General features: G+C 60.4%; 10 protein-coding genes and 1 tRNA gene. 9 read left to right on the top strand and 2 right to left on the bottom strand.

Annotated elements, in window-relative coordinates:
• Positions 1-14: 14 nt before the first annotated feature.
• From ispH to PSV26_RS06490, 9 genes are all read left to right on the top strand, one after another.
• The gene (ispH, locus tag PSV26_RS06530; protein ID WP_300568981.1) at positions 15-1,007 is read left to right on the top strand and encodes a 4-hydroxy-3-methylbut-2-enyl diphosphate reductase; all 993 of its coding nucleotides are present in this window, start codon (positions 15-17) and stop codon (positions 1,005-1,007) included.
• Between the two features lie 7 nt (positions 1,008-1,014).
• The gene (locus PSV26_RS06525; protein ID WP_300568978.1) at positions 1,015-1,956 is read left to right on the top strand and encodes a threonine/serine dehydratase; all 942 of its coding nucleotides are present in this window, start codon (positions 1,015-1,017) and stop codon (positions 1,954-1,956) included.
• 48 nt (positions 1,957-2,004) lie between these two features.
• Positions 2,005-3,345, top strand: a complete 1,341-nt coding sequence (serS, locus tag PSV26_RS06520) for a serine--tRNA ligase (protein WP_300568975.1) — start codon at positions 2,005-2,007, stop codon at positions 3,343-3,345.
• 150 nt (positions 3,346-3,495) lie between these two features.
• A tRNA-Ser gene (locus PSV26_RS06515) sits at positions 3,496-3,583 on the top strand.
• A gap of 345 nt (positions 3,584-3,928) precedes the next feature.
• Positions 3,929-6,109 carry a peptidase domain-containing ABC transporter gene (locus tag PSV26_RS06510; protein WP_300568972.1) on the top strand — a complete coding sequence of 727 codons (2,181 nt, stop codon included), beginning with the start codon at positions 3,929-3,931 and terminating at the stop codon, positions 6,107-6,109.
• Positions 6,106-7,473 carry an HlyD family type I secretion periplasmic adaptor subunit gene (locus tag PSV26_RS06505; RefSeq protein ID WP_300568969.1) on the top strand — a complete coding sequence of 456 codons (1,368 nt, stop codon included), beginning with the start codon at positions 6,106-6,108 and terminating at the stop codon, positions 7,471-7,473. Before PSV26_RS06510 ends, PSV26_RS06505 begins: the two co-directional genes overlap by 4 nt.
• Before the next feature lie 208 nt (positions 7,474-7,681).
• The gene (locus tag PSV26_RS06500) at positions 7,682-8,422 is read left to right on the top strand and encodes a hypothetical protein (RefSeq protein ID WP_300568966.1); all 741 of its coding nucleotides are present in this window, start codon (positions 7,682-7,684) and stop codon (positions 8,420-8,422) included.
• A gap of 15 nt (positions 8,423-8,437) precedes the next feature.
• Entirely contained in the window at positions 8,438-17,713 is a 9,276-nt protein-coding gene (locus PSV26_RS06495; RefSeq protein ID WP_300568963.1) for a calcium-binding protein, read from the top strand.
• Between the two features lie 268 nt (positions 17,714-17,981).
• Positions 17,982-19,403, top strand: coding sequence for an ATP-binding protein (locus tag PSV26_RS06490; protein ID WP_300568960.1), 1,422 nt, complete (start codon positions 17,982-17,984; stop codon positions 19,401-19,403).
• A gap of 36 nt (positions 19,404-19,439) precedes the next feature.
• On the opposite strand, the gene PSV26_RS06485 is transcribed toward PSV26_RS06490, so the two are convergent.
• A complete protein-coding gene (locus PSV26_RS06485; protein WP_300511681.1) occupies positions 19,440-20,024 on the bottom strand; it encodes a response regulator transcription factor in 585 nt (194 codons plus the stop codon).
• A 206-nt stretch (positions 20,025-20,230) separates the two neighbouring features.
• On the bottom strand, positions 20,231-21,580 hold the full coding sequence (locus tag PSV26_RS06480; RefSeq protein WP_300568958.1) for a tryptophan--tRNA ligase: 1,350 nt from the start codon (positions 21,578-21,580) through the stop codon (positions 20,231-20,233).
• Between the last annotated feature and the right edge of the window lie 10 nt (positions 21,581-21,590).

The raw sequence follows: 21,590 nt of genomic DNA, 5'->3' as shown, positions 1-21,590 counted from the left end.
GCGAAGCGACAAGCGTGGGGGCCAAGAACTCACCCCAGGAAATCATCCTCGCCGAGCCGCGCGGCTTCTGCGCCGGCGTGGACCGCGCAATTGAAATCGTCGAACGAGCGCTTGGCAAGTTCGGCGCGCCGATTTATGTGCGCCATGAAATCGTGCACAACACGTACGTGGTCAACGAGCTCAAGGACAAAGGCGCGATCTTCATTGAAGACCTGGACGATGTGCCCGCCGGCGCCACGCTGGTGTTCAGCGCCCACGGCGTCAGCAAGGCCACCGAGCGCGAGGCCGAAGCGCGCGGCTTTCGCATCTTTGACGCCACCTGTCCGCTGGTGACCAAGGTGCACGTCGAGGTGGCCAAGCTCAACAAGGAAGGTTACGAGTTCATCATGATCGGCCACAAGGGCCACCCCGAGGTCGAAGGCACCATGGGCCAGCTCGACAGCGGCATCCATCTGGTGGAAGACGTGGCCGATGTGGCACGCATCCAGCCCGCGCAGACCGAAAAACTTGCCGTGGTGACGCAGACCACGCTGAGTGTGGACGACGCCGCCGAGATCAGCGCCGCCGTGAAGGCGCGTTTTCCCAACGTGCGCTCGCCCAAGCAGCAGGACATCTGTTACGCCACGCAGAACCGGCAGGACGCCGTCAAGATCATGAGCCCGCAGGTCGACATCCTGATCGTGGTCGGCAGCCCGACCAGCTCCAACAGCAACCGCCTGCGCGAGCTGGCCGTCAAGCTTGGCACCGAGGCCTACATGGTGGACGACGCCACCGAGCTCAAGCCCGAATGGTTCGAGGGCAAAAGCCGCGTCGGTCTGACTGCCGGCGCGTCGGCGCCCGAGATCCTGGTCAAGCAGGTGATAGACCGCATCAAGGCGCTGGGCGCCGTGTCGGTGCGCAAGATGACGGGCATTGAAGAAACCATCAAGTTTCCGCTGCCCAAGGGGCTCAAGCTGCATGGCTCCGCGCTGGACGCCATCGGCAGTGATTTGCATGCCGAGTCCTAGGCCCGACATGTCCTATCGCTATCAAATTGAGAGCTGCCAGCGCAGCTTCCATGAGGGCTACAGCCACTTTATTCGTCAAACCCCGTTATGGAAGCTGCCCGGCAAGGCGCTCGGTGTGGACTGCGCCGAAGTCTGGCTCAAGCTCGAGCAGCTGCAGACCGGCGGCAGCTTCAAGGCGCGCGGCATGCTCAACCGCCTGCTGTCCAACCCCATTCCGGCGAGTGGCGTGATTGTGGCCTCGGGCGGCAACGCCGGCATTGCCGCCGCGGCCGCCGCACGTGAACTCGGTGTGCGCTGCGAGGTGTTTGTGCCCGAAGTGTCCAGCCCGGCCAAGCGCGCCAAACTCGCTGCACTGGGTGCCGAGGTCGTCGTCACCGGCGCGGCGTACTCGGAAGCGCTGCAGGCCTGCCTGGCGCGCCAGCAGCAAACCGGCGCACTGCTGACCCATGCCTACGACCAGAGCGAAGTGGTGGTCGGCGCCGGCACGCTGGCGCTGGAGATCGAGCAGCAGGCCGGCCTGCCCGATGCCGTGCTGGTCAGCGTCGGCGGCGGCGGCCTGATTGCCGGCATCGCCAGCTGGTTCGAGCAGCGCACGCGCGTGGTTGCGCTGGAGCCCGAACTCGCGCCCACGCTGTTCCGGGCGCGCGAGGCCGGTCGGCCGGTCGATGTGGCCGTCAGCGGCATCGCCGCCGATTCGCTGGGCGCCAAACGCATTGGCGACCTGGCCTGGGCAGCCACCCAGGCGCATGTGCGTGATGCACTGCTGCTTGGCGACGAAGCCATTCGCAGCGCCCAGCTGTGGCTGTGGAAAGAACTCAAGCTCGCCGTGGAGCCTGCCGCCGCCTTGCCGCTGGCGGCGCTGCACAGTGGCGCCTGGGTGCCGCGGCCGGACGAAAAAGTCTGCCTGATCATCTGCGGCGCCAACCTCGACCCGGCCAGCCTGAACTGAACCCTTTTCCGGTGGCCGGCCTGCCGCGGCACAAAATACAATGAGCCCATGCTAGACATCAACCTGCTTCGTAAAGACCTGCCGTCGGCTATTGCCCGGCTGGAAACCCGCAAAAGCCCGCAAGCCTTCCTGAACGTGGAGGCCTTCCAGGCGCTGGAGGCCGAGCGCAAGGCATTGCAGATCAGAACGGAAGAGCTGCAGAACCAGCGCAACACCCTGTCCAAACAGATCGGCCAGCTCAAGTCCAAAGGCGAAGACGCCAGCGCCGTGATGGCGCAGGTGAGCAGCTCCAAGGTCGAGCTGGAGGCCTCCAGCGTCCGGCTCGAGCAGATCCAGGCCGAGATGCAGGCCCTGCTGCTGGCGGTGCCCAACCTGCCCCATGACAGCGTGCCGCAAGGTGCGGGCGAAGCCGGCAATGTCGAGGTGCGCAAATGGACGCCGGTGGAAGGTTTTGGTGGCGAGCCACCGGCTTATGCCTTCGAGGTGAAAGACCATGTGGACCTGGGTCAGCCACTGGGGCTGGACTTCGAACTCGGCACCAAGATCACCGGTTCGCGCTTCACCGTCATGAAGGGCCAGCTGGCGCGTTTGCATCGGGCGCTGTCGCAGTTCATGCTCGACGTACAGACGGCCGAACACGGCTACACCGAATGTTATGTGCCCTACATCGTCAATGGCGACTCCCTGCGCGGCACCGGCCAGTTGCCCAAGTTTGAGGAAGACCTGTTTGCCGCCAAAAAGGGCGGGCAGGAAGGTGCGGCCGAAGCCGAAAGCACGGCGCTTTATTTGATCCCCACCTCCGAAGTACCGCTGACCAACTTTGTGCGCGACGAGGTGCTGCCCGAGGCGCAGCTGCCGCTCAAGTTCACCGCGCACACACCATGTTTCAGGTCAGAGGCCGGCAGCTATGGCCGCGACACCCGCGGCATGATCCGCCAGCACCAGTTCGACAAGGTCGAGATGGTGCAGATCGTGCACCCGGACCACAGCTACGATGCCCTTGAGGCCATGACCGGCCACGCGGAAGCCATCCTGCAGAAGCTGGGCCTGCCTTACCGCGTGATGCTGCTCTGCACCGGCGACATGGGCTTCGGCGCCAGCAAGACCTACGACCTCGAGGTCTGGCTGCCGGGCCAGAACGCCTACCGCGAAATCAGCTCCGTCTCCAACTGCGAAGCCTTCCAGGCCCGCCGCCTGCAGGCCCGCTTCAAGAACGCCCAGGGCAAGAACGAATTTGTGCACACCCTCAACGGCTCCGGCCTGGCCGTGGGCCGCACGCTGGTGGCGGTGCTGGAAAATTACCAGTGCGAAGACGGCAGCATTGCGGTGCCTGCTGCCTTGCAGCCCTATATGGGCGGGATCACGGTGCTGGCCTCCGCAGGAAAGTAGCGAGCTGAGGGGTTCTGGCTCAGCAGGGGCCGCGGGGCCGGCTTAGCCGGACCGCAGGCGCAGCGGCCCCCTCGGGGGGCAGGGAGCTACACGAAGTGAGCGACCGTGGGGGCTTGTTAGATGGGGCTGTTAGAATAGCGGCTCGATTTAGGAGAGGTGGCAGAGTGGCCGAATGTACCTGACTCGAAATCAGGCGTACCGCAAGGTACCGTGGGTTCGAATCCCACCCTCTCCGCCAAGAACCGGTTTCATGTAGTCCAACATAGACCCCCAAAAGCCCCGTAAGCCCAGTGTTTACGGGGCTTTTTTGTTGCCGTCTTCAGGGCTGCCTGTGTTTTGACATCTCGTGCAGGTCTGGCTGCACCCCGAACTTTGTTGGCACGCCATCAATCTGGCGCCGCAGCCAGATCCTTCAAGTATTTACCCTTGTTTTGACTCCTACCCTGTCAACATTGACAGGGGTAGGTGTTGTATGGCTTCCCTCTTCGTTGATCATCACCGGTGTTTCGAGATGTTTCAACCGTGTGCTCTGCCATATACGACTAGAGGGAGGGCCCGCAACCAGCTTGCGGGTAAGGGAGCCATGCAAAAAGAATATGCACAAGCGGATTTTGTGTGGGCGCTGCAAACGATGTGTGCGGTGCATCGCCGACCATTTGACGCGCAATTGCTGTTGCAGCAGTTTCCACCGCCGTATGACGAATCGGGTCTGGTTCGCGCGGCGCGGGGTTTGGGGTTCAAGGCGCAGTTGCGCGTCATGGAGCCCCAAGCACTGGCTCAATTGCCTTTGCCCCTGCTGGTGGAGCTTTCCAGCAAGCGTGCAGAGGGTGACCCTGCAGCGGCGCCCGAAGGTCCTGAGGACGTCATTCCCCTCGTTCCGACACTGGGCATTGTGATCGCCGTAAGTGACGAACAGGTTGTCTGGTTGCCCGCCAACACTAACTCGCCCGTCACCAGCTCAAGGGCCGACTTCGAGCCAACCTTGAACGGGCAGGCCGTGCTCCTTTACCCGGAAGACGAGGCCGTGCGCGACCCGGATTCTGCGGCCGGTGTGGGTTCTTCCTTCGGGTTTCGCTGGTTTGTGCCTGAACTGCTCAAACACCGCAAGGTCTGGCATGAAGTACTGGGCGCCAGCCTGGTGCTGCAGCTTCTTGCGCTGGGCTTGCCGCTGTTCACGCAGGCCATCATCGACAAGGTGGTGGTGCACCGCACCGAAAGCACGCTGATCGCGTTGGGCATCGGCATGGCGGTGTTCATGCTGTTCACCGCGCTGCTCACCTGGGTGCGCCAGTACGCCATCCTGCACACCGGCAACAGGGTTGACGCCGTGCTGGGCGCGGCAGTGTTTCAGCACCTGTTTCGCCTGCCCCCCAAATATTTTCAGAACCGGCCCACCGGCGTCATTGCAGCCCGGCTGCATGGGGTAGAGACCATACGCGAGTTCCTAGCCTCGGCCGCGGTGACCATCATTCTGGATGTTCCGTTCTTGCTGATCTGTATGGGCGTCATGTTCTATTACTCGGTCACGCTTACGCTCATCGTGCTGGGCATTCTGTCTGTCATTGCCTTGTTGTCATTTCTGGTGGCGCCCGTTTTCCAGACGCGCCTGAACCAGCAGTTCATGCTGGGGGCGCGCAACCAGGCCTTCCTGACCGAATACATCGCCGGGCTGGAAACCGTCAAAAGCCTGCAGTTTGAGCCGCAGCTGCAAACCCGCTATGACGGCTACCTGGCCACCTACCTGCAGTCGGGCTTTCAGACCAAACAGATCGCCAACACCTACAACGTGATTGCCAACACGCTGGAGCAGATGATGACGTTGCTGATTCTGGTCATAGGCGCGTGGATTGTGATGCACCCCGACACCATCGCCCTGGCCGCGGGCACGGGCACTGTGTTCACCATCGGCATGCTGGTGGCGTTCCAGATGTTTGCCGGCAAGCTCAGCCAGCCCATGCTGCGCATGGTCGGCCTGTGGCAGCAGTTCCAGCAAGCCAGCCTGGCAGTGGACAGGCTGGGCGACTTGATGAACGTGCCGACGGAGCCCTACCGGCTGGCCCCCACCAGAAAGGGCGATGCCAGGGGTGAGATTGAGCTCATAGATATCGGCTTTCGTTATGCGCCTGATCTACCGCTGCTGTACAAAAACGTCAACCTCACCATAGAGCCCGGCCAGACGGTGGCCATCATGGGGCCCAGCGGCACGGGCAAATCCACGCTTACCAAACTTCTGCAGGGCTTTTACCGCCCGACCGAAGGGCAGATCAAGGTCGATGGCATCGACATCCTGCACCTGAGCGCCAACGAGCTGCGCGCCAACTTTGGCGTGGTGCCGCAGGAGACGGTGCTGTTCAGCGGCACTGTGTACGACAACCTGCTCATGGCCAACCCCCATGCCAGTTTTGAGCAAGTGGTGCAGGCCTGCCAGATGGCTGAAATCCACGACGCCATCCAGACCCTGCCCCAGGGTTATCAAACCGAAATCGGCGAGCGTGGTGCCGGCCTGTCAGGCGGGCAAAAGCAGCGCCTGGCCATTGCGCGTGCCCTGCTCAAAAAACCCAAGGTGCTGATTTTTGACGAAGCCACCAGCGCGCTGGATGCACAAACCGCCAATGCCTTTGCCACCACCGTCAACGCCTTGCGCGGCAAGGTCAGCATGTTGTTTGTGACGCACGCCCTACCCAAGACGCTGCAGGTTGACGAGATATTCGTCATTGGTGGTGGGCACCTCAAGAAAGTCGTTCAAGCAAAGGCGGTCGCATGAGTAGCTTGTCCCAAACCTTGACCAAGCGCCTGTTACCCGACGCCGCAGAGTTCTCCCCCGGCCTGCTGGCCATTCAGGAAAGCCCCATGCCCAAGCTGCCACGGCTGATCTTGTATCTCGTCGGCGGGCTTTTCACCATCCTGCTGGCCTGGGCCATCTTCGCCACGGTGGACGTGGTGGCCGTGGCCGATGGCAAGCTGGTGCCCGTCAGCTACACAAAAATAGTGCAGCCCGCCGAAGCCGGTGTGGTGGCAGAAATTCTGGTGCGCGAGGGCGACCAGGTGCAGGCCGGGCAAGTGCTAATTCGGCTCGACCCCACCATGACCGGCGCCGACAGCCGCAGCCTGGCCAGTGAGTTGACCTTGAAGCGCTTGACCCTGCGGCGTGTGGACTCGGAATTGGCAGGTATTCCGCTGGCCATCAAGGATGGTGACGACCCGGTAATGATTGCCCAGGTGCAGGCCCAGGCCAACGCCCATCGGCAAGCGTTTACCGATTCACTTGCGCAGGAGGTGGCGACGCGTGAACGTGCGCAAAACGAATTGCGCTCAGCCCAGGAAACGCTCACCAAGCTCAAGAACACTTTGCCCAGCTATGAGCAAAGCGCCAAGGCCCACAGCAAGCTGGTGGCGGAAGGCTTCTTGAGCCCCATCGCCGGCAACGACAAAGAGCGCGAAGCCATCGAAAAGTCACAAGACCTCAAAGCCCAGGCCGCCACGGTGCAAGGGCTGCTCTCCACAATTACCGCGCAAGACAAAAAAATCGCTGGCCTCTCCAGCACCTTCCGCAGCCAATTGTTGATCGAGCGCACCGAGGCCATGGGCCAGCTCGCCAAGCTGGAACAAGACACGCAAAAGATGGGCTACAAAACCGGCCTGCTCGAGCTGAAAGCACCGCAAGCCGGCATCGTCAAAGACGTGGCCACCACCAGCAAGGGCGCCGTGGTGCAGCCCGGCATGGTCTTGCTCACCCTCGTGCCCAGAGGCGAGCAACTGCTGGCCGAGGTGCAGGTAAAAAATGAAGACGTGGGTTTTGTGCAGGCAGGTCAACACGTGCGCGTCAAGGTCGCTGCCTACCCGTTTCAGAAGTACGGCCTGCTCGAAGGCAGCATCCAGACCCTCGCGCCCGACGCGCAAGCCAGCAATAACAACAACCCCGGTCAGTCAGCCCCGCTGGGCTACAAGGCGCTGGTCAAGCTCGACACGCAATACCTGGAGTCCCTCAACGGCGACACGAGCCAGCGCAAGGGCCTGGAAGCCGGCATGCAGGTGGCCGCTGAAATTCACCAGGGCCGCAGAACCATCATGGAGTATTTGTTGAGCCCGGTGCAAAAGGTTTCGGCTGAGGCGGGGAGGGAGCGGTGAGGCGGATGTTCAATCCTCAAAATGCTATGAATTTGGTAGCTGCTTGCGCAAATCCAATAAGGGCTATAGGCCAATTTCATCCAAAAACACAGCGCCCCAAACTACTTGGTGTCCGAACGCCGCTTGGCGACCTTGGCTGCCGTGTCAAAGTCCAGCAAACGGGCGGGCGGCAGACCCAGCAGATGAACGTACAAATTTGGAGAATGGTATGAGTTGGTTGCTTTTTTACATACTTGCAGCGCTGCACCCAGTCGCATTCATCATTATTGGATTTCGCGGCAAAACCTGGCGGCAGCGCTTTGTGCTTTGGGCCCTGCTACCGATCCCGGCAATCTTGTATTGCTGGCCGTACTACCAGATTAAGAATGAGCATGCGCAGATGTGTGCTGCCGAGGGTGGGCTCAAGGTGCTGATTCAGCCGGAGAAGGTGGATCGGGTGAGATTTGTGGGAGTCGAATTCCGCAATCTGGGTGCCGCCAAGGGAACCCTTAATCGGCACTACCCGCAAATTCGATTCGCTGAATCATTGGAAGGCGAATATGACGGCACGGATGGAGCTGGGCGACCATATGTTGCCTATACGCTGGTACCAAACCCCAAGGCAGGCTTACCCATGGCAAAAGATCCATGGAAAGAACCAAAGTTGATGTTCACTGCCTCGCCAATTGATGCACCGAATTCGAACATTTACGAAATCAGTCAGCGGGAAACTACGGTACCCAGCCGAACAGTTAAAGAGACCGTACTTTCCCGGCAAGGAACGGTCTATGCCCGATACACGGAAATTGTGCATTGGTGGGCGGGTATTCAATACCCAGATGCCCTGCCAACTTGGCGATGTCCAGAGCAAAAACTTAGTCCACCAAAAGATTCGCCAAATGCACCGAAAGATCAGTGGCATTACCCGAGACCAGCGGACGAGCAATTAGTAGAACTTATTTTGAAATAGCACAGGAGGAACAACATGAAGACCACAACCGAACTTAAAGAATTCGCTCAGCTGGCACAAGCTTCTTATGCATTGCTGAATGATTCATTGCTGTACATTGACGTCCCCCCGTATACGCGTACAAAAACTGCGCTCCAATCCTCCCCCAACGGCGCCTTCGCCGAAGGCCAGGCCGCCGACTTCACCAACCGCTATCGCGTCCTCAACCAATTCCGCGAAGACTCCCCCACTGCCGAGGGTGGTTTCAGTGCCACCTTGTTCCAAGACAAAGACAACCCCAACCGATTGGTACTGAGCTTTGCCGGCACCGAGTTCGAGACTGACAAATACCGCGACTTGGTGACCGATGCACAAATTGGCACGGTGGGCTATGCCATGCCGCAAGTCTTGGCGATGTACCGCTACATCAAACAACTACGCACCGGTGCGGGTATGTCTGTTAGCTACACCGACGCGGAAGTCAGTCGGCTTCATTCCTTGGCTGGCAGTACCGATTCCATTGCCATTTTCAAGGCCAGGTTGGTGGCCGATACCGGTATTGACGCCGGCCAGGGTACGGGTGTTGCCTTAATGGATAGTGGCAAAGAGATTGACTTGGCAGGACACAGTCTGGGTGGGCACCTTGCCATACTGGCGCAGCGCCTGTTCCCCGGTGCGTTTGATGATGTGGCAACGGTCAACGCCGTCACGTTCTATGCACCGCCATTTGCATTCTCCCCCAGTCCCAACAAACTGATTTCAGAAAACTATCTCTCCCAGTTCGGCGAGTGGGACAACAGCAAGATACTGCGCATGGAGTCCGTGGGCGATGGCGTATCGGAAATCGGCACCGTGCACCCCGGCTCCACACTTACCATGGGCATGGAAACCCAGACGGCCCCGTTGGCCCCTTTCACCGTCAACCACTCCAATGCCAACGTTGCCGATGGTTTGGCTTTGGCAGAGTTGATGGGCAAGCTCGATGCGCGCTACATGGCTGACCCGCGCGTAGCCAAACCTGTGTTTGACGCAGCGTCCAACATCCCCGGCTCCAGTTATGAAAAACTGCTTGACGGCCTCAGAAAAATCATTCAAGGCAACGCCTTGCCTGCAACCACATTGGACGACACCGCCGCCTCGCAGCTAAGCGCTACACGCAAGTCCCTCTACGCCAACCTTGCCACTCTTACGGGAAGTGATGAATTCAAAGCCCTCATCGGTAGAACCACCGTGACGCTGGCAGACGCTACCCTAGCCACCAAAGCCAAAACAGACTTCGGCGCCTTCCTAAGCCTCAACGTCCTAAGCCCTGTAGTCATCAGCACCACCGATGCGGCGGCCATTAGTGCCCTCAAAGCCGCAAACGCCGATTTGTCCATTGCTTGGACCGCTGACAACAATGCACGCTTGTACGGCGACACCACCAAGGTCTTTGACTACAGCGACAACTGGTACACAGACCGCGCATCCATGCTGGGTTGGCTGACCACCGCCAATAATCGCGACCTGCCATGGCAAACCAATGGCGGGCAAATCACCGGCGTGGCCATTGCCGCACCGGTGCTTTACCAAGACATCGCCTCGGCCACCAATTTCACGGCTAGCACCAGGGGTGCGTCGATGTTGTCGCCGGATATCCGGATCGCTGCGTTTGGCTCCAGCAACGGTGAAGCAATCAACGGCAGAGGTGGCGACGACCATCTTTACGGCGGAGGTGGCAACGACACCCTGGACGGCAAAGGCGGAAATGACTACCTAGAAGGCGGCGCAGGCGCTGACATCCTCAAAGGCGGCGAAGGCCAGGACACCCTGATCGGCGGCACCGACGACGACACCCTGGACGGCGGAGCCGGCACAGACATTCTCAAAGGCGGGCAGGGCTCGGATACCTACACCTTTACAAGCACCTTCGGCACAGACACCATTTTCGACAGCGATGGCCTGGGGCAAATCAAGGTAGGAGGAGTCGTCCTCACTGGTGGCGCCAAGCAAAGTGACAACGTCTGGGAGTCAGCAGACAAACACTACAGCTTTACCCTGGTACGGGGAAACCTGATCATAGGGCGAGGCACGGCAGGTGTTGCTTCACCCATGCAGGGAACGATCACCGTGCAGAACTGGAGCCCAGACAAAAATATGGGTATCACCTTGAACGGTGCGCCTGCGGTGCAGCCGCCGACCAACATCTACACCGGCGACCAGCACGCGCAAATCGTCACCAACCCCGACACAGGCAGCCAAAGCTACGACTGGAACCACGCCAGCTGGGCGGCCGACGGAACCCTGATTGGCGGGGCGATTGAAGAAGACTACAAAGACGTCATTGTCGGCAGCAACAGCAACGACAAGATCAGCGGCCTGGGGGGCGGCGACGCCTTGTATGGCGGAGGCGGCAACGACCAGATCGACGGCGGAGAAGGTGATGACCTCATCGGTGGCGGTGGCGGCACAGACACCATCACGGGTGGTGCAGGTGCCGACACCATCCTCAGCGCCACCGGACTGAACGTGTTCCAGCGCAATGGTCCCGGTGCTACTTGGAGCCCGACACTGGCCAACAACGGCGGCAGCATAGTCATGGACGATGCCCCCGACGTCATCAACGCCGGGGCCGGCAACGACCTGGTTTTTGCCGGACGCGGAGATGACCGCATTGCGGGTGGTGCCGACAACGACGTGCTGTGGGGTTTGGGAGGCAACGACATCATTGAAGGCGGCACGGGCGACGACCAGTTGATAGGCGACGGCGTCAATGCGACGGGCTCTTATGCCAGTTCAGCCGGGGAAACGCACGGCAGCGACTTTCTTGATGGCGGTGATGGCAATGACAACCTGATCGGCTTCGGCAAAGACGATGTGCTGTATGGCGGCGCTGGCAATGACCGGATGTATGGAGACGGTTATGCCGGCGCGCAAACCAGCGACTCAACCTATCTGGCTGCCCAATACCACGGTGATGACTACATCGATGGAGAAGATGGTGATGATTATGTGGAAGGCAACGGGGGTGCCGACACCATCTACGGTGGGGCAGGCGCGGACACCTTGTGGGGTGATGCGGCCAGTGACATCCTGAGCGGTGAGTTTCACGGCGCGGACTACATCGACGGAGAAGACGGGAACGACGATATCGTGGGTGGCGGTGCGGCTGACACTTTGTACGGCGGAGCTGGAAACGACATCATGCGAGGCGACAGCTCTGGCTTGCTGCCTTGGGATACCGGCTACCTGGGTGGTCAGTACCATGGCGACGATTATCTGGATGGTGAAGACGGAGACGATGAGATGACCGGCGACGGCGGCGCGGACACTTTGTACGGCGGCGCCGGCAATGATGTGATGTACGGCGATGAGACGCTGGACAAACTGGCAGCCGAGTTTCACGGCAACGACTACCTCGACGGAGGAGACGGCGACGACAGGCTGGAAGGCGGCGGTGGCGACGACACGCTTTATGGTGGCAACGGCAATGACACCTTGGTCGGGGGGGATGGCGCCGACGTTATGAATGGCGGCAAAGGCAATGACAGCTATGAAGCCGGGGCAGGCGACAGGATTGCCGACGAGGGCGGTACCAACACCGTCAAACTGGTGGATGGGGGCTCGTACACAGTCAGCGCCGTTGGTGCAGATCTGGTGCTTGATTTCGGTGCAAACGGCAAGCTGCTTGTCGCAGAAGCCTTACGAGGCAGCATGGCTTCCATAGATGGCGTCGCGCTGAGCGAGTGGATGCAAGGCCGGCTGACAGACAGTGTGAATTTGGCCACCACCGGGGAGTCTCAAGAACTGAGCGGCGGATCGGGTAATGATCAACTAACCGTTTTGCATGGTGGGGGTATCGTGCACGGCGGCGGAGGCAGTGACAGGCTTTCGGGTGGTGCCGGCGATGACACGCTCAGCGGAGGGGTGGGCAACGATGTGTTGGACGCTGGCGATGGCGTCAATCTGCTGACGGGGGGTGAAGGCAATGACCAGTTGATCGCAGGCTCTGGCAATGACGCCCTCGACGGTGGGGACGGCGATGATCTCCTGTCCGGAGGCGCGGGTAACGACTCGCTTCATGGTGGCACCGGCGATGATGTGATTGAAGGTGGCGACGGCGATGACATCCTCTACGCAGATCGTGGGGTTGACACGCTGCGTGGCGGTGCCGGCATGGACACTTACATGATGGGCTACGGCACTGGGCAGGCGACGGTGGTTGATAACTCGCTTGAAGGCTCAGTGCTTCAGCTGGATGCGTCAGGCCTGCAGTTGGAGAACCTCACGGCCAAGCGGCACAACGACGACCTTTTGGTTGAAGTTCGAGGTACCGCCAAGAGCATTTTGGTGAAGGACTACTACGGCGCCACGCAGACGTCCTGGTTGTTCCGGGACACGGATGGCAATGTACTGTCTGCGCAAGCCTTGATTGATAGGTCCGCGCTTCAGTGGGGCGACTTGCAAGGTAGCCTTGCTCAGGATTTCAAATTGTTGGCGCAAGGACGTGTTGGAGAGCAATACTTTGATCGGGGGTACACGTCGCTGGGTGGTGGCAGCTGGTATCTCTTTGATGGCGCAGGGAATGTCGGTAACTCTCGGTTTGAGACGACGCGCTACACCTCGGAAACGCACCAATCAATTGCCAATCCGAGCAATGTGTGGACAACTTCCTCTATCGCATCCGGCGTATCGTGGACTTATAACGACCAAACCGTACCAATGGTCGTTAGTTCCGATGCAAAATTGGTAACAGTTCAGTTTCAGTCCAGGATCGAGGGTGGCGATTCGATTGGATTGAACACTTTGATAGTCAGCAGGACAACCCGTTTGAGTTGGTCTGCGGTGGAGTGGGCGCTGCAGAACGCGTATCAATCCGAATCAACGTGGAGCGTTTCCAGTTCTTATGTATGGCCGCCAACGGGCACACCTTTGGAGAACGTTACGACCCGGTCAAGAAGCGCGGATAGTCTTGAGTTTTACTCGGGTAGATTGACCTCCACCATATATCAAGATCCGGGCCTGGCCGCAACCAGTGGGCCCTTGCCCAGCTATGTTTTGAATTACGAAACTCGATCGACCTACGCCTACACGCTGGGGGAGGTCGTTCTTTCTGACGGTAGTCACACGGTGATGGCTGACCAAAACTCAGTGGTGATCGGGGGCGTAGGTGACAACACCATCTACAACGCAGGTTATGCGTTCGGTGGTACAGGAAATGCCAGACTCATTGGTGGCGACACTCTGGTCGCGGGCACGGGAGACCAATATTTGCAAGATGGTCGAGTTATGGTGGTTGGGGACGGACATGTGACGGTATTGGGTCAAGCAGGAAGCGTCACCTTGGTGGACCCAACGAATAGCGGCATGGATCTGTTGGTCAGCCATTACCAACAGAACCGTGACTTGAATGCGGATGGCATGGACGATGTCATTGAGTCTATTTATCGGGGCGCGTACTTTTCAGACACGCCCGGGGCTGTGCGTCAGATCGTCATGGAGAGTTATCAGCATGGCGGTAAGTACACTGGAAAAAATTTCTCCTTAGGCGTCTACTTTGACAGTCTCGAAGAGATACGTAGCGCCTATGAATCGCAAGAAGAAAACTCGCTGACGTTTGACGAGGCAGTTCGGTACGTCACGCCGTTGCCGGTACTGCTGCGCAATAGCGGTTTTGACGACTATGCGCAGGGGTGGGGTGACCCCAGCGACCACTATTTGACACATCCCCTGCAAACCATTGTGCTGACTGGGAATAGTTTTGCCGCCTTACAGCCTTACGTTGACAATGGAGTGTTACCTACAAAAACGGTCATCTTCGGGCCGGGCCTGTCCCTCGCTGACATCAATTTTTCGTGGAGGCAGGCCACTTCCCCGTTGGATGGAGTTGCGCGCGTCACGCTCGATCTGCAGTGGGGTTTCGATCAAGGTGTGCGGGTAATGATCCCGCGTACCGGTGATGTCCTCAATGCTGCGGTCGGACAGTTCGAGTTTGCAGATGGTTCGATGGTATGGCTGCAAGATCTCATTGCTATGGCGCCACCTGCTCCGAGCTTCAATATCGGGTATGTCCAGTTTCACTCGGGTATGGGGCAGCACACTGTTGCGGCAGACGCGGCGTCGGGCATCGAGGCAGCATCCGTTGCCCTTGCGGACGTCGTGGTGCAGAGCGACGGCGTGGACTTGATCATCTCCATCAATAGCGGGCAAGACAGCCTGCGGCTCACTGGCTGGTACAGCGATCCGGAGGCCGTGCCGGATACCCTGATGACTTTGGAAGGTGGCTTGTTCCTTAACGCTGGAACCCTTACAAGCAGGGGGCTCGTCAAAGATGGAAGCGCCGGGAACCAGACGCTGTACGGCGTACCCGGTTTCGCCACCACTTTCATCGCAGGCCCCAGCACCACACTGGTGGGCGTATCCGGCATGGACACCTATGTGTACAACTCCGGTAGCGGTGAAGTGCATATTTCTGATCCCGGAGGCGGTACCTTGCGCTTCGGCACAGGAATTACTTCAAGCATGATCAGTCTGGGCTTGGGCTCATTGATGCTCACAATCGGCGATCAAGGCGATGTGATTCACCTCGAAGGATTTGATACATCTGACGGACTGAACTTCTGGAGCGTGCAGAACTTCGAGTTTGCCGATGGCTCAGAGCTTGGCTTCTACGAGCTCCTGCAAAGAGGCATTGACATTCGGGGCACGGCTGCCGATGACGTCTTGACCGGTACCAATCTGAACGATAACTTCTATGCAGGCGCAGGCAATGACACCCTGCAAGGGGGTGAAGGCGACGATACCTATCATGTGGAAGACGCCGGGGATGCAGTCATCGAACTCGCTGATGAGGGCTACGACCGCATAGAGAGTTCGGTGAGCTACACGGCACCAGCCAATGTAGAGGCCATCACCCTCACGGGCGAAGCAAACATCAACGCCACCGGCAACGCGCTTGACAACCAACTCGCTGGTAACAGTGGTAGCAACCGGCTTGAGGGCGCGGCCGGCAACGACCTGCTGGACGGCGGCCTGGGCGTGGACACGATGCTGGGGGGCACGGGAGACGACACCTACTACGTTGACAACGCAGCCGACATCGTCACCGAAAAAGCCAACGAAGGCATTGATACCGTCATCACCACCGTCAGCAAGAGCCTGGCGGCGAATGTCGAGAACATCACACTGGCTGGAGTGGACGCCATCAACGGCACCGGTAACAGCCTGAACAATGTGTTGATCGGCAATGCCGCCAACAACACCCTGAACGGTGGCGCCGGCGTGGACACCATGGAGGGCGGGCTGGGCAACGACAGCTACTACGTTGACAACACCGGCGACCTCGTTTTCGAGGGTTGGGATGAAGGCACAGACCGCGTCCTTGCATCCATCAGCTACACCCTCGGCGAGAACCTCGAAGACCTGCAGCTCACAGGCACAGCCAACGTTGATGCCATTGGCAACGAAGGCGCCAACAAACTCACCGGCAACAGCGGCGCCAACACCCTGACTGGCTTGGCCGGCGACGATCGTTTGATAGGCGGTCTGGGTGCTGACCACATGCTGGGTGGAGAAGGCGACGACCTGTACGAAGTCGACAACACCGCAGACGTGGTGAGCGAACTTGCAGGCGAAGGCGTGGACACCGTAGAAGCCTCGGTGACCTACACCCTGAGCAGCGACGTCGAGAACCTCATTCTGACCGGCACGGCTGCCGTCGACGGCACCGGCAACGAGCTGAACAACCTCCTGCAAGGAAACATAGCCGACAACACCCTGACAGCAGATGCCGGAAACGACACCTTGAACGGCATGAAAGGCCTGGACACCCTGTCAGGCGGCAGCGGCAACGACACCTACCTCTTCGAAGACGACCTCGACACCATCGTGGAAGAAGCGGACGGTGGACGCGACACCCTCATCAGCCGGATCAGCGGTGCCACTCTGGCCGCCAATGTGGAGGACGGCATCCTGCTTGGTTCGGCTGTTGCCCTGACCGGTAACGAGCTGTCCAACGTCCTGACCGGCAACAACGCCGCCAATGTTCTGGACGGCGGCGCCGGCGCTGATGTACTGATAGGCGGCAAAGGCAACGACACCTACATCGTGGACAGCCAGGCCGACACCGTGGTCGAGAATGCTGCGGAAGGCACCGACACCATTGAGTCAAGCGTCAACTACAGCCTGGGCAGCAACGTCGAAAACCTGACCTTGACCGGCACGGCCGAAGCCGCCATGGGCAACGATCTGGCCAACAAACTCACCGGCAACGCCCAGTCCAACAAACTCTGGGGCGACCTCGGCAACGACAGCCTGGACGGCGGGCAAGGTGCCGACATCCTGTTCGGGGGGCTGGGCAACGACAAATACTGGGTGGACTCAAGCGACGACCTGGTGGTCGAGAATGCAGGCGAAGGCACCGACACCGTCTACGCCAGCGTCTCCTACGCCCTGGCCGACAACGTCGAACGCCTGACCCTGACCGGCAACACCAACATCAACGCCATCGGCAATGCGCTGAACAACCGCCTGGAAGGCAATGCCGGCAACAACATCCTGTTCGGCGGGCTGGGCAACGACACCTATGTCTGGGGCCGCGGTAGCGGCCAGGACATCATCGTCAACTTCGATGCCGGCAAGCCCTCTGGCGACACGGTGCAGCTGGGGGCCGATATTGCCGAAGTCGACCTGGGCCTCATCCGCCAGGGCAACGATTTGATCCTGAGCATCAACGGCAGCACCGACCAGCTGACAGTGGCCAATTACTTCGAGAATGCCGGCAAGGGCGCCAACGCCCTTGAGAAGATACGCTTTGCCGACGGCACCAGCTGGAACCATGCTGCAGTGCTGAGTCGTACCACCTCCCAGGAAGAGGCCTCCAGTGCCCAGATGCTGCCGTCGGAGGTTCTGGCGGGCAACCCTACGGCCCTGTTCGACGCGCCGGATCCGACGCAAACAAGCGCCAGCGATACCGCCACAGCGCCGCAAAGCGTGGCCGAGTCGATTGCCGCGGCCAGAGAGCGCTTCGAGCAGGGCTTGCAGAACCTCACCTACAGCGTGGACGAGCAAGGCAGCCTGAGCCGCAGCGAGTTTGCCGAGCGGCGGGCCTTGCCGCTTCTGTGGAACCTGCAGGACGCCTTGCTCAACCTGCAGCTGGCCAGGAACCCGGATGGGCGTTTTACGGCGGACATCTCGATGGACAGCCGGGCCACGCGTGACTTGGGGCTGGGTGTCAGTGTGTTGGGTGCTGGCAGCGGCATGAATGGTGGCAGGCTGGACCAAGTGGCCAGGCCCCAGGAGGTACAGCAGTTCGACCTCGCACAGATGCAGTAAGCGCCAGGCGACATTCACCAGGACCTTGGAACCACCGCGGACTATTTGCTGAGCCCGGTGCAGAAGGTGCCGGCTGAGGCGAAGGGGGAGGCGGCGCCAGCAGGCCTGGTCTTGAAAGTTGCTATCAAATATGTAGCTCTTCTCGCCCACCCGATCAGGGCTCAGGCCGGATTTGGCACTTAGAAAAAGGCGAAACTAAAGAAGATATGGGCTGGAACGGCGAGGCTCTAAGTGCCGTCCGGGAGTCAACGACCAGTAAACTGCAGCCATGGATTCAGCCGCCCCGCTTTTGCCTGGTGACAGCCGCCATGTCGTGGCGGACATCGCCGCGCGTGATGACTGGGTGGATGCCAAGCTGACGCGCAACTTCATGCGCAATGCGCGGCCGGCGCTCAATTCAGCTGCGCTGGTGATTCCCGTCATCGTGGTTGTCCTCTACAGCAGCGTTGACCATTGGGCCTTGCTGAGCTGGACGCTGGCGGCCGTGCTGCTGATGGTGATGCGCTACCGGGTGGTCCGGATCTACCAGCGCGACTATGCCGGCTCCGGCGTCGACCGGCAGCGCGCCTTCATTGCGCGTTATGGCTGGACCTGGACCCTGGGGGCCGTGGTCTGGGGCTCGTCGATGTTCCTGTACTTTCGCAAGGCGCCGGACTTCGACCAGTTCATCTGCCTGATCGTGCTGGTGGGCATGGCTGGTTTTTCGGTGGGGGCGTTTGCCGCGAGCCTGCGCTGTTTCATGGGTTACATCAACGGGCTGGCGTATACCATCCTGGCCGCGATGGCCTGGAGCGTGGCGGTAGAGCGGCCCTTCCCCGGCACGGTCACGACCTATGCGCTGGTGATGCTGGTGCTGATTTACTGGTCGGCTGTCCGCATGGCCGGGCAACGCCTGCACCGCGTGCAGCGCTCCAACCTGGAGCTGCAGTTTGCCAATGCGCAGCTGATCGCCTCGCTGACCGACAAGACACGCACGGCGCTGGAAGCGGTCGAGGCGAAAAACCGGTTCATTGCCAGCGCCGCCCATGATTTGCGCCAGCCTGTGCATGCCCTGAGCCTGTATGCCGACTGGCTGCGCGCCGAGCCGGAACTGGTGTTGCAGATCACACCCAAAATTGTGCAGTCCACGCAGGCCGTCAATGAGCTGTTCAACTCGCTGTTTGATCTGGCCAAGCTCGATGCCAGTGTGGTCGAGGTGAACTGGCAGCGGGTGGACCTGCTGTCGATGGTCGGGGAGCTGGAGATGCAGTACGCCCCGCTGGCCAGGGAGAAGGGGCTGGACCTGCGCACCCATGTGCTGGCGGGGGCGGTGCGCTCCGACCCGGTGCTGCTCAAGCGCCTGCTCGGCAACCTGCTGTCCAATGCGATCCGCCATACCGAGCGGGGTGGCGTGCTGTTGGCGGTTCGCCCGGGTGAGGACGGCTGGCGTGTGGAGGTGTGGGATACCGGCGTGGGCGTGGCACCGGAGCACCAGCAGGCGATTTTTCAGGAGTTTTACCGCGTGGCCAGGCACAACGGTACCGAGGAAGGCTTCGGGCTGGGCCTGGCCATTGTCACGCGCTTGTGTGGTGCCTTGAACCACCGCCTGAGCATGCAGTCAAGGCCTGGGCAGGGCACGGTGTTCCGGCTCGACATGGAGGCCTTTGACGAGGGGGAGGTCGCTCGCGGGCGGCCGGACATTCACCACTGAAGCGGCGCCCGGGCGGCGCCGATGCTGGCGCAGGCTTTAGAGCAGGCCTTGCGTGCGGGCCAGGTGGCTGGCCTGTGAACGGCTTTTCACGTTGAGCCTGCGAAACAGGCGCCACAAGTGGACTTTCACCGTGTGTTCGCTGATCTGCAGCTCGGCGGCAATGTCGCGGTTGCTCATGCCTTTGTCCAGCATCACCAGCAACTGCTTCTGGCGTTTGGACAGTTTCTCGGGTTCGGTGCCGGCTTCCGGGTCGGCGCTGTCGTCCAGAAAGGTTTTCAGGACCTTGGCGATCTCGGTCGCGCCGACGGATTTTTCAATGTAGACATCGGCGCCGGCTTCCAGCGAGAGGTCCTGGTAGTCCTGTGCCGGAGCGGCTGACAACACGACGATGGGCACCTCGGGAAACTGCTGACGCACCTCCCGCACGCCGGACACGCCATGGGTGTCCGGCAGTTTGAGGTCGAGGCAGATGATGTCCGGAATGCCATGCTGTTCCACAGCCGCGCCAATCGCCGCCAGCCTGTCCAGCTCGATGACGATCGCCTTGGTGTGCAGACGGCGAATCAGCATCACCACCGCTTCGCGCATGAGTGGATGGTCATCAATGACAAAAATACGCATGGTGTCTGCTGGTGAGAGTGTGAAAGACTGTCAATGACTGGAACAAAAAGTAAGCTTACCCGCTGGCTGTCAAGTTGGCGAGGAAACGATAGATTTTAAGTCCGGAACTAGTTCACGTTTCAGTGCTAAAAAACACATCCTTTTTCATTACTTGTCACCCTGACACTTCCGCTGCAGGAGGTGTTTTGACAGCCGCGTTCCGATCGTCAGGACCGCGCTTCGACCAGCTGTTGCAAGGCCAGATCCAGTGCTGGCGCCGTGATTCCGGGCAGCGGCTGCAGTTTGTCCCGCAATCCGTCGAGTGCGCTGGCGCCATGGGTTTGCAGCAGGCCAATCGCCTGCGCGGCGTCCTTGGGGGCGTCGAAGCCGTGGCTTTGCAGCAACAGCTGTCCCTGGGAATCGACCAGCTTGAAATGAAACTTGCCGTCGGCCTCTCGGTATTGTTTGAAGACCGGCAGGGAGGCCTTGGCGGCCTTCTCTTTGGGGGTGGTGCTCGCCTGGGAGCCCAGGTTGCGCAGGCCCACCGCGTGGCGCAGTTCCCGCAGGAAGGGCGCAGCCAGCTGGCGTGCCTTGTCGGCACCGGCCTGCAGGATGGTTTCTATTCTGGCGGGGTCCCTCATCAGCGCCTCGTACTGGGCACGCATGGGGGCCACTTCCTGGTCAATCCGCTCGAACAAGCGCTGCTTGGCGTCGCCCCACGCAATCCCTTCGTTGTAGGCCTGGCGCAGCGCGGCGGTCTCAGGCTCGCTGGCAAAGGCCTGGTAAATCTGGAACAGCGCGGAGCCTTCCACGTCCTTGGGCTCGCCCGGTGCACGCGAGTCGGTGACGATGCCGGAAATGAGTTTTTTCAGCTGCTCACGCGGCGTGAACAACGGGATGGTGTTGTCGTAACTCTTGCTCATCTTGCGGCCGTCCAGGCCGGGCAGCAGTGCCACCGACTCTTCAATCAGCGCCTGCGGCAACACAAAGTGTTCACCATACAGATGGTTGAAACGCTGCGCCATGTCGCGCGCCATCTCGATGTGCTGAATCTGGTCGCGGCCGACCGGCACGTGGTGCGCCTTGAACATCAGGATGTCGGCGCCCATCAGCACCGGGTACATGAACAGGCCCGCGCTGACGTCGGCATCCGGGTCGTTGCCGGCGGCCGTGTTCTTGTCCACCGACGCCTTGTACGCGTGGGCACGGTTGAGCACACCCTTGGCCGTCACGCAGGTCAGCAGCCAGGTCAGTTCGGGAATCTCGGGAATGTCGGACTGGCGGTAAAAGGTCACGCGCTCCGGGTCCAGACCGGCGGCCAGCCAGCTGGCGGCGATCTCCAGCGTCGAGCGCTGGATGCGCGCCGGCTCGTCGCACTTGATCAGCGCGTGGTAGTCGGCCAGGAAGTAAAAGCTCTCTGCGCCGGCGCCGGTGCTGGCTGCAACGGAGGGCCGGATCGAACCGACATAGTTGCCCAGGTGCGGCGTGCCGGTGGTGGTGATGCCGGTGAGAAAGCGTTGGGGCGAAGGCGAAGTGGTGGGAGACGCGGCGGCGTCGGAAGGCTTGTTTGTCATCATTTGTCCAGGG

The organism is Polaromonas sp., from assembly GCF_029945685.1.
GTDB lineage: Bacteria > Pseudomonadota > Gammaproteobacteria > Burkholderiales > Burkholderiaceae_C > Polaromonas.
The sequence above is the reverse complement of the archived record's forward strand: the minus strand, read 5'-3'. Positions and strand labels throughout refer to the sequence as shown.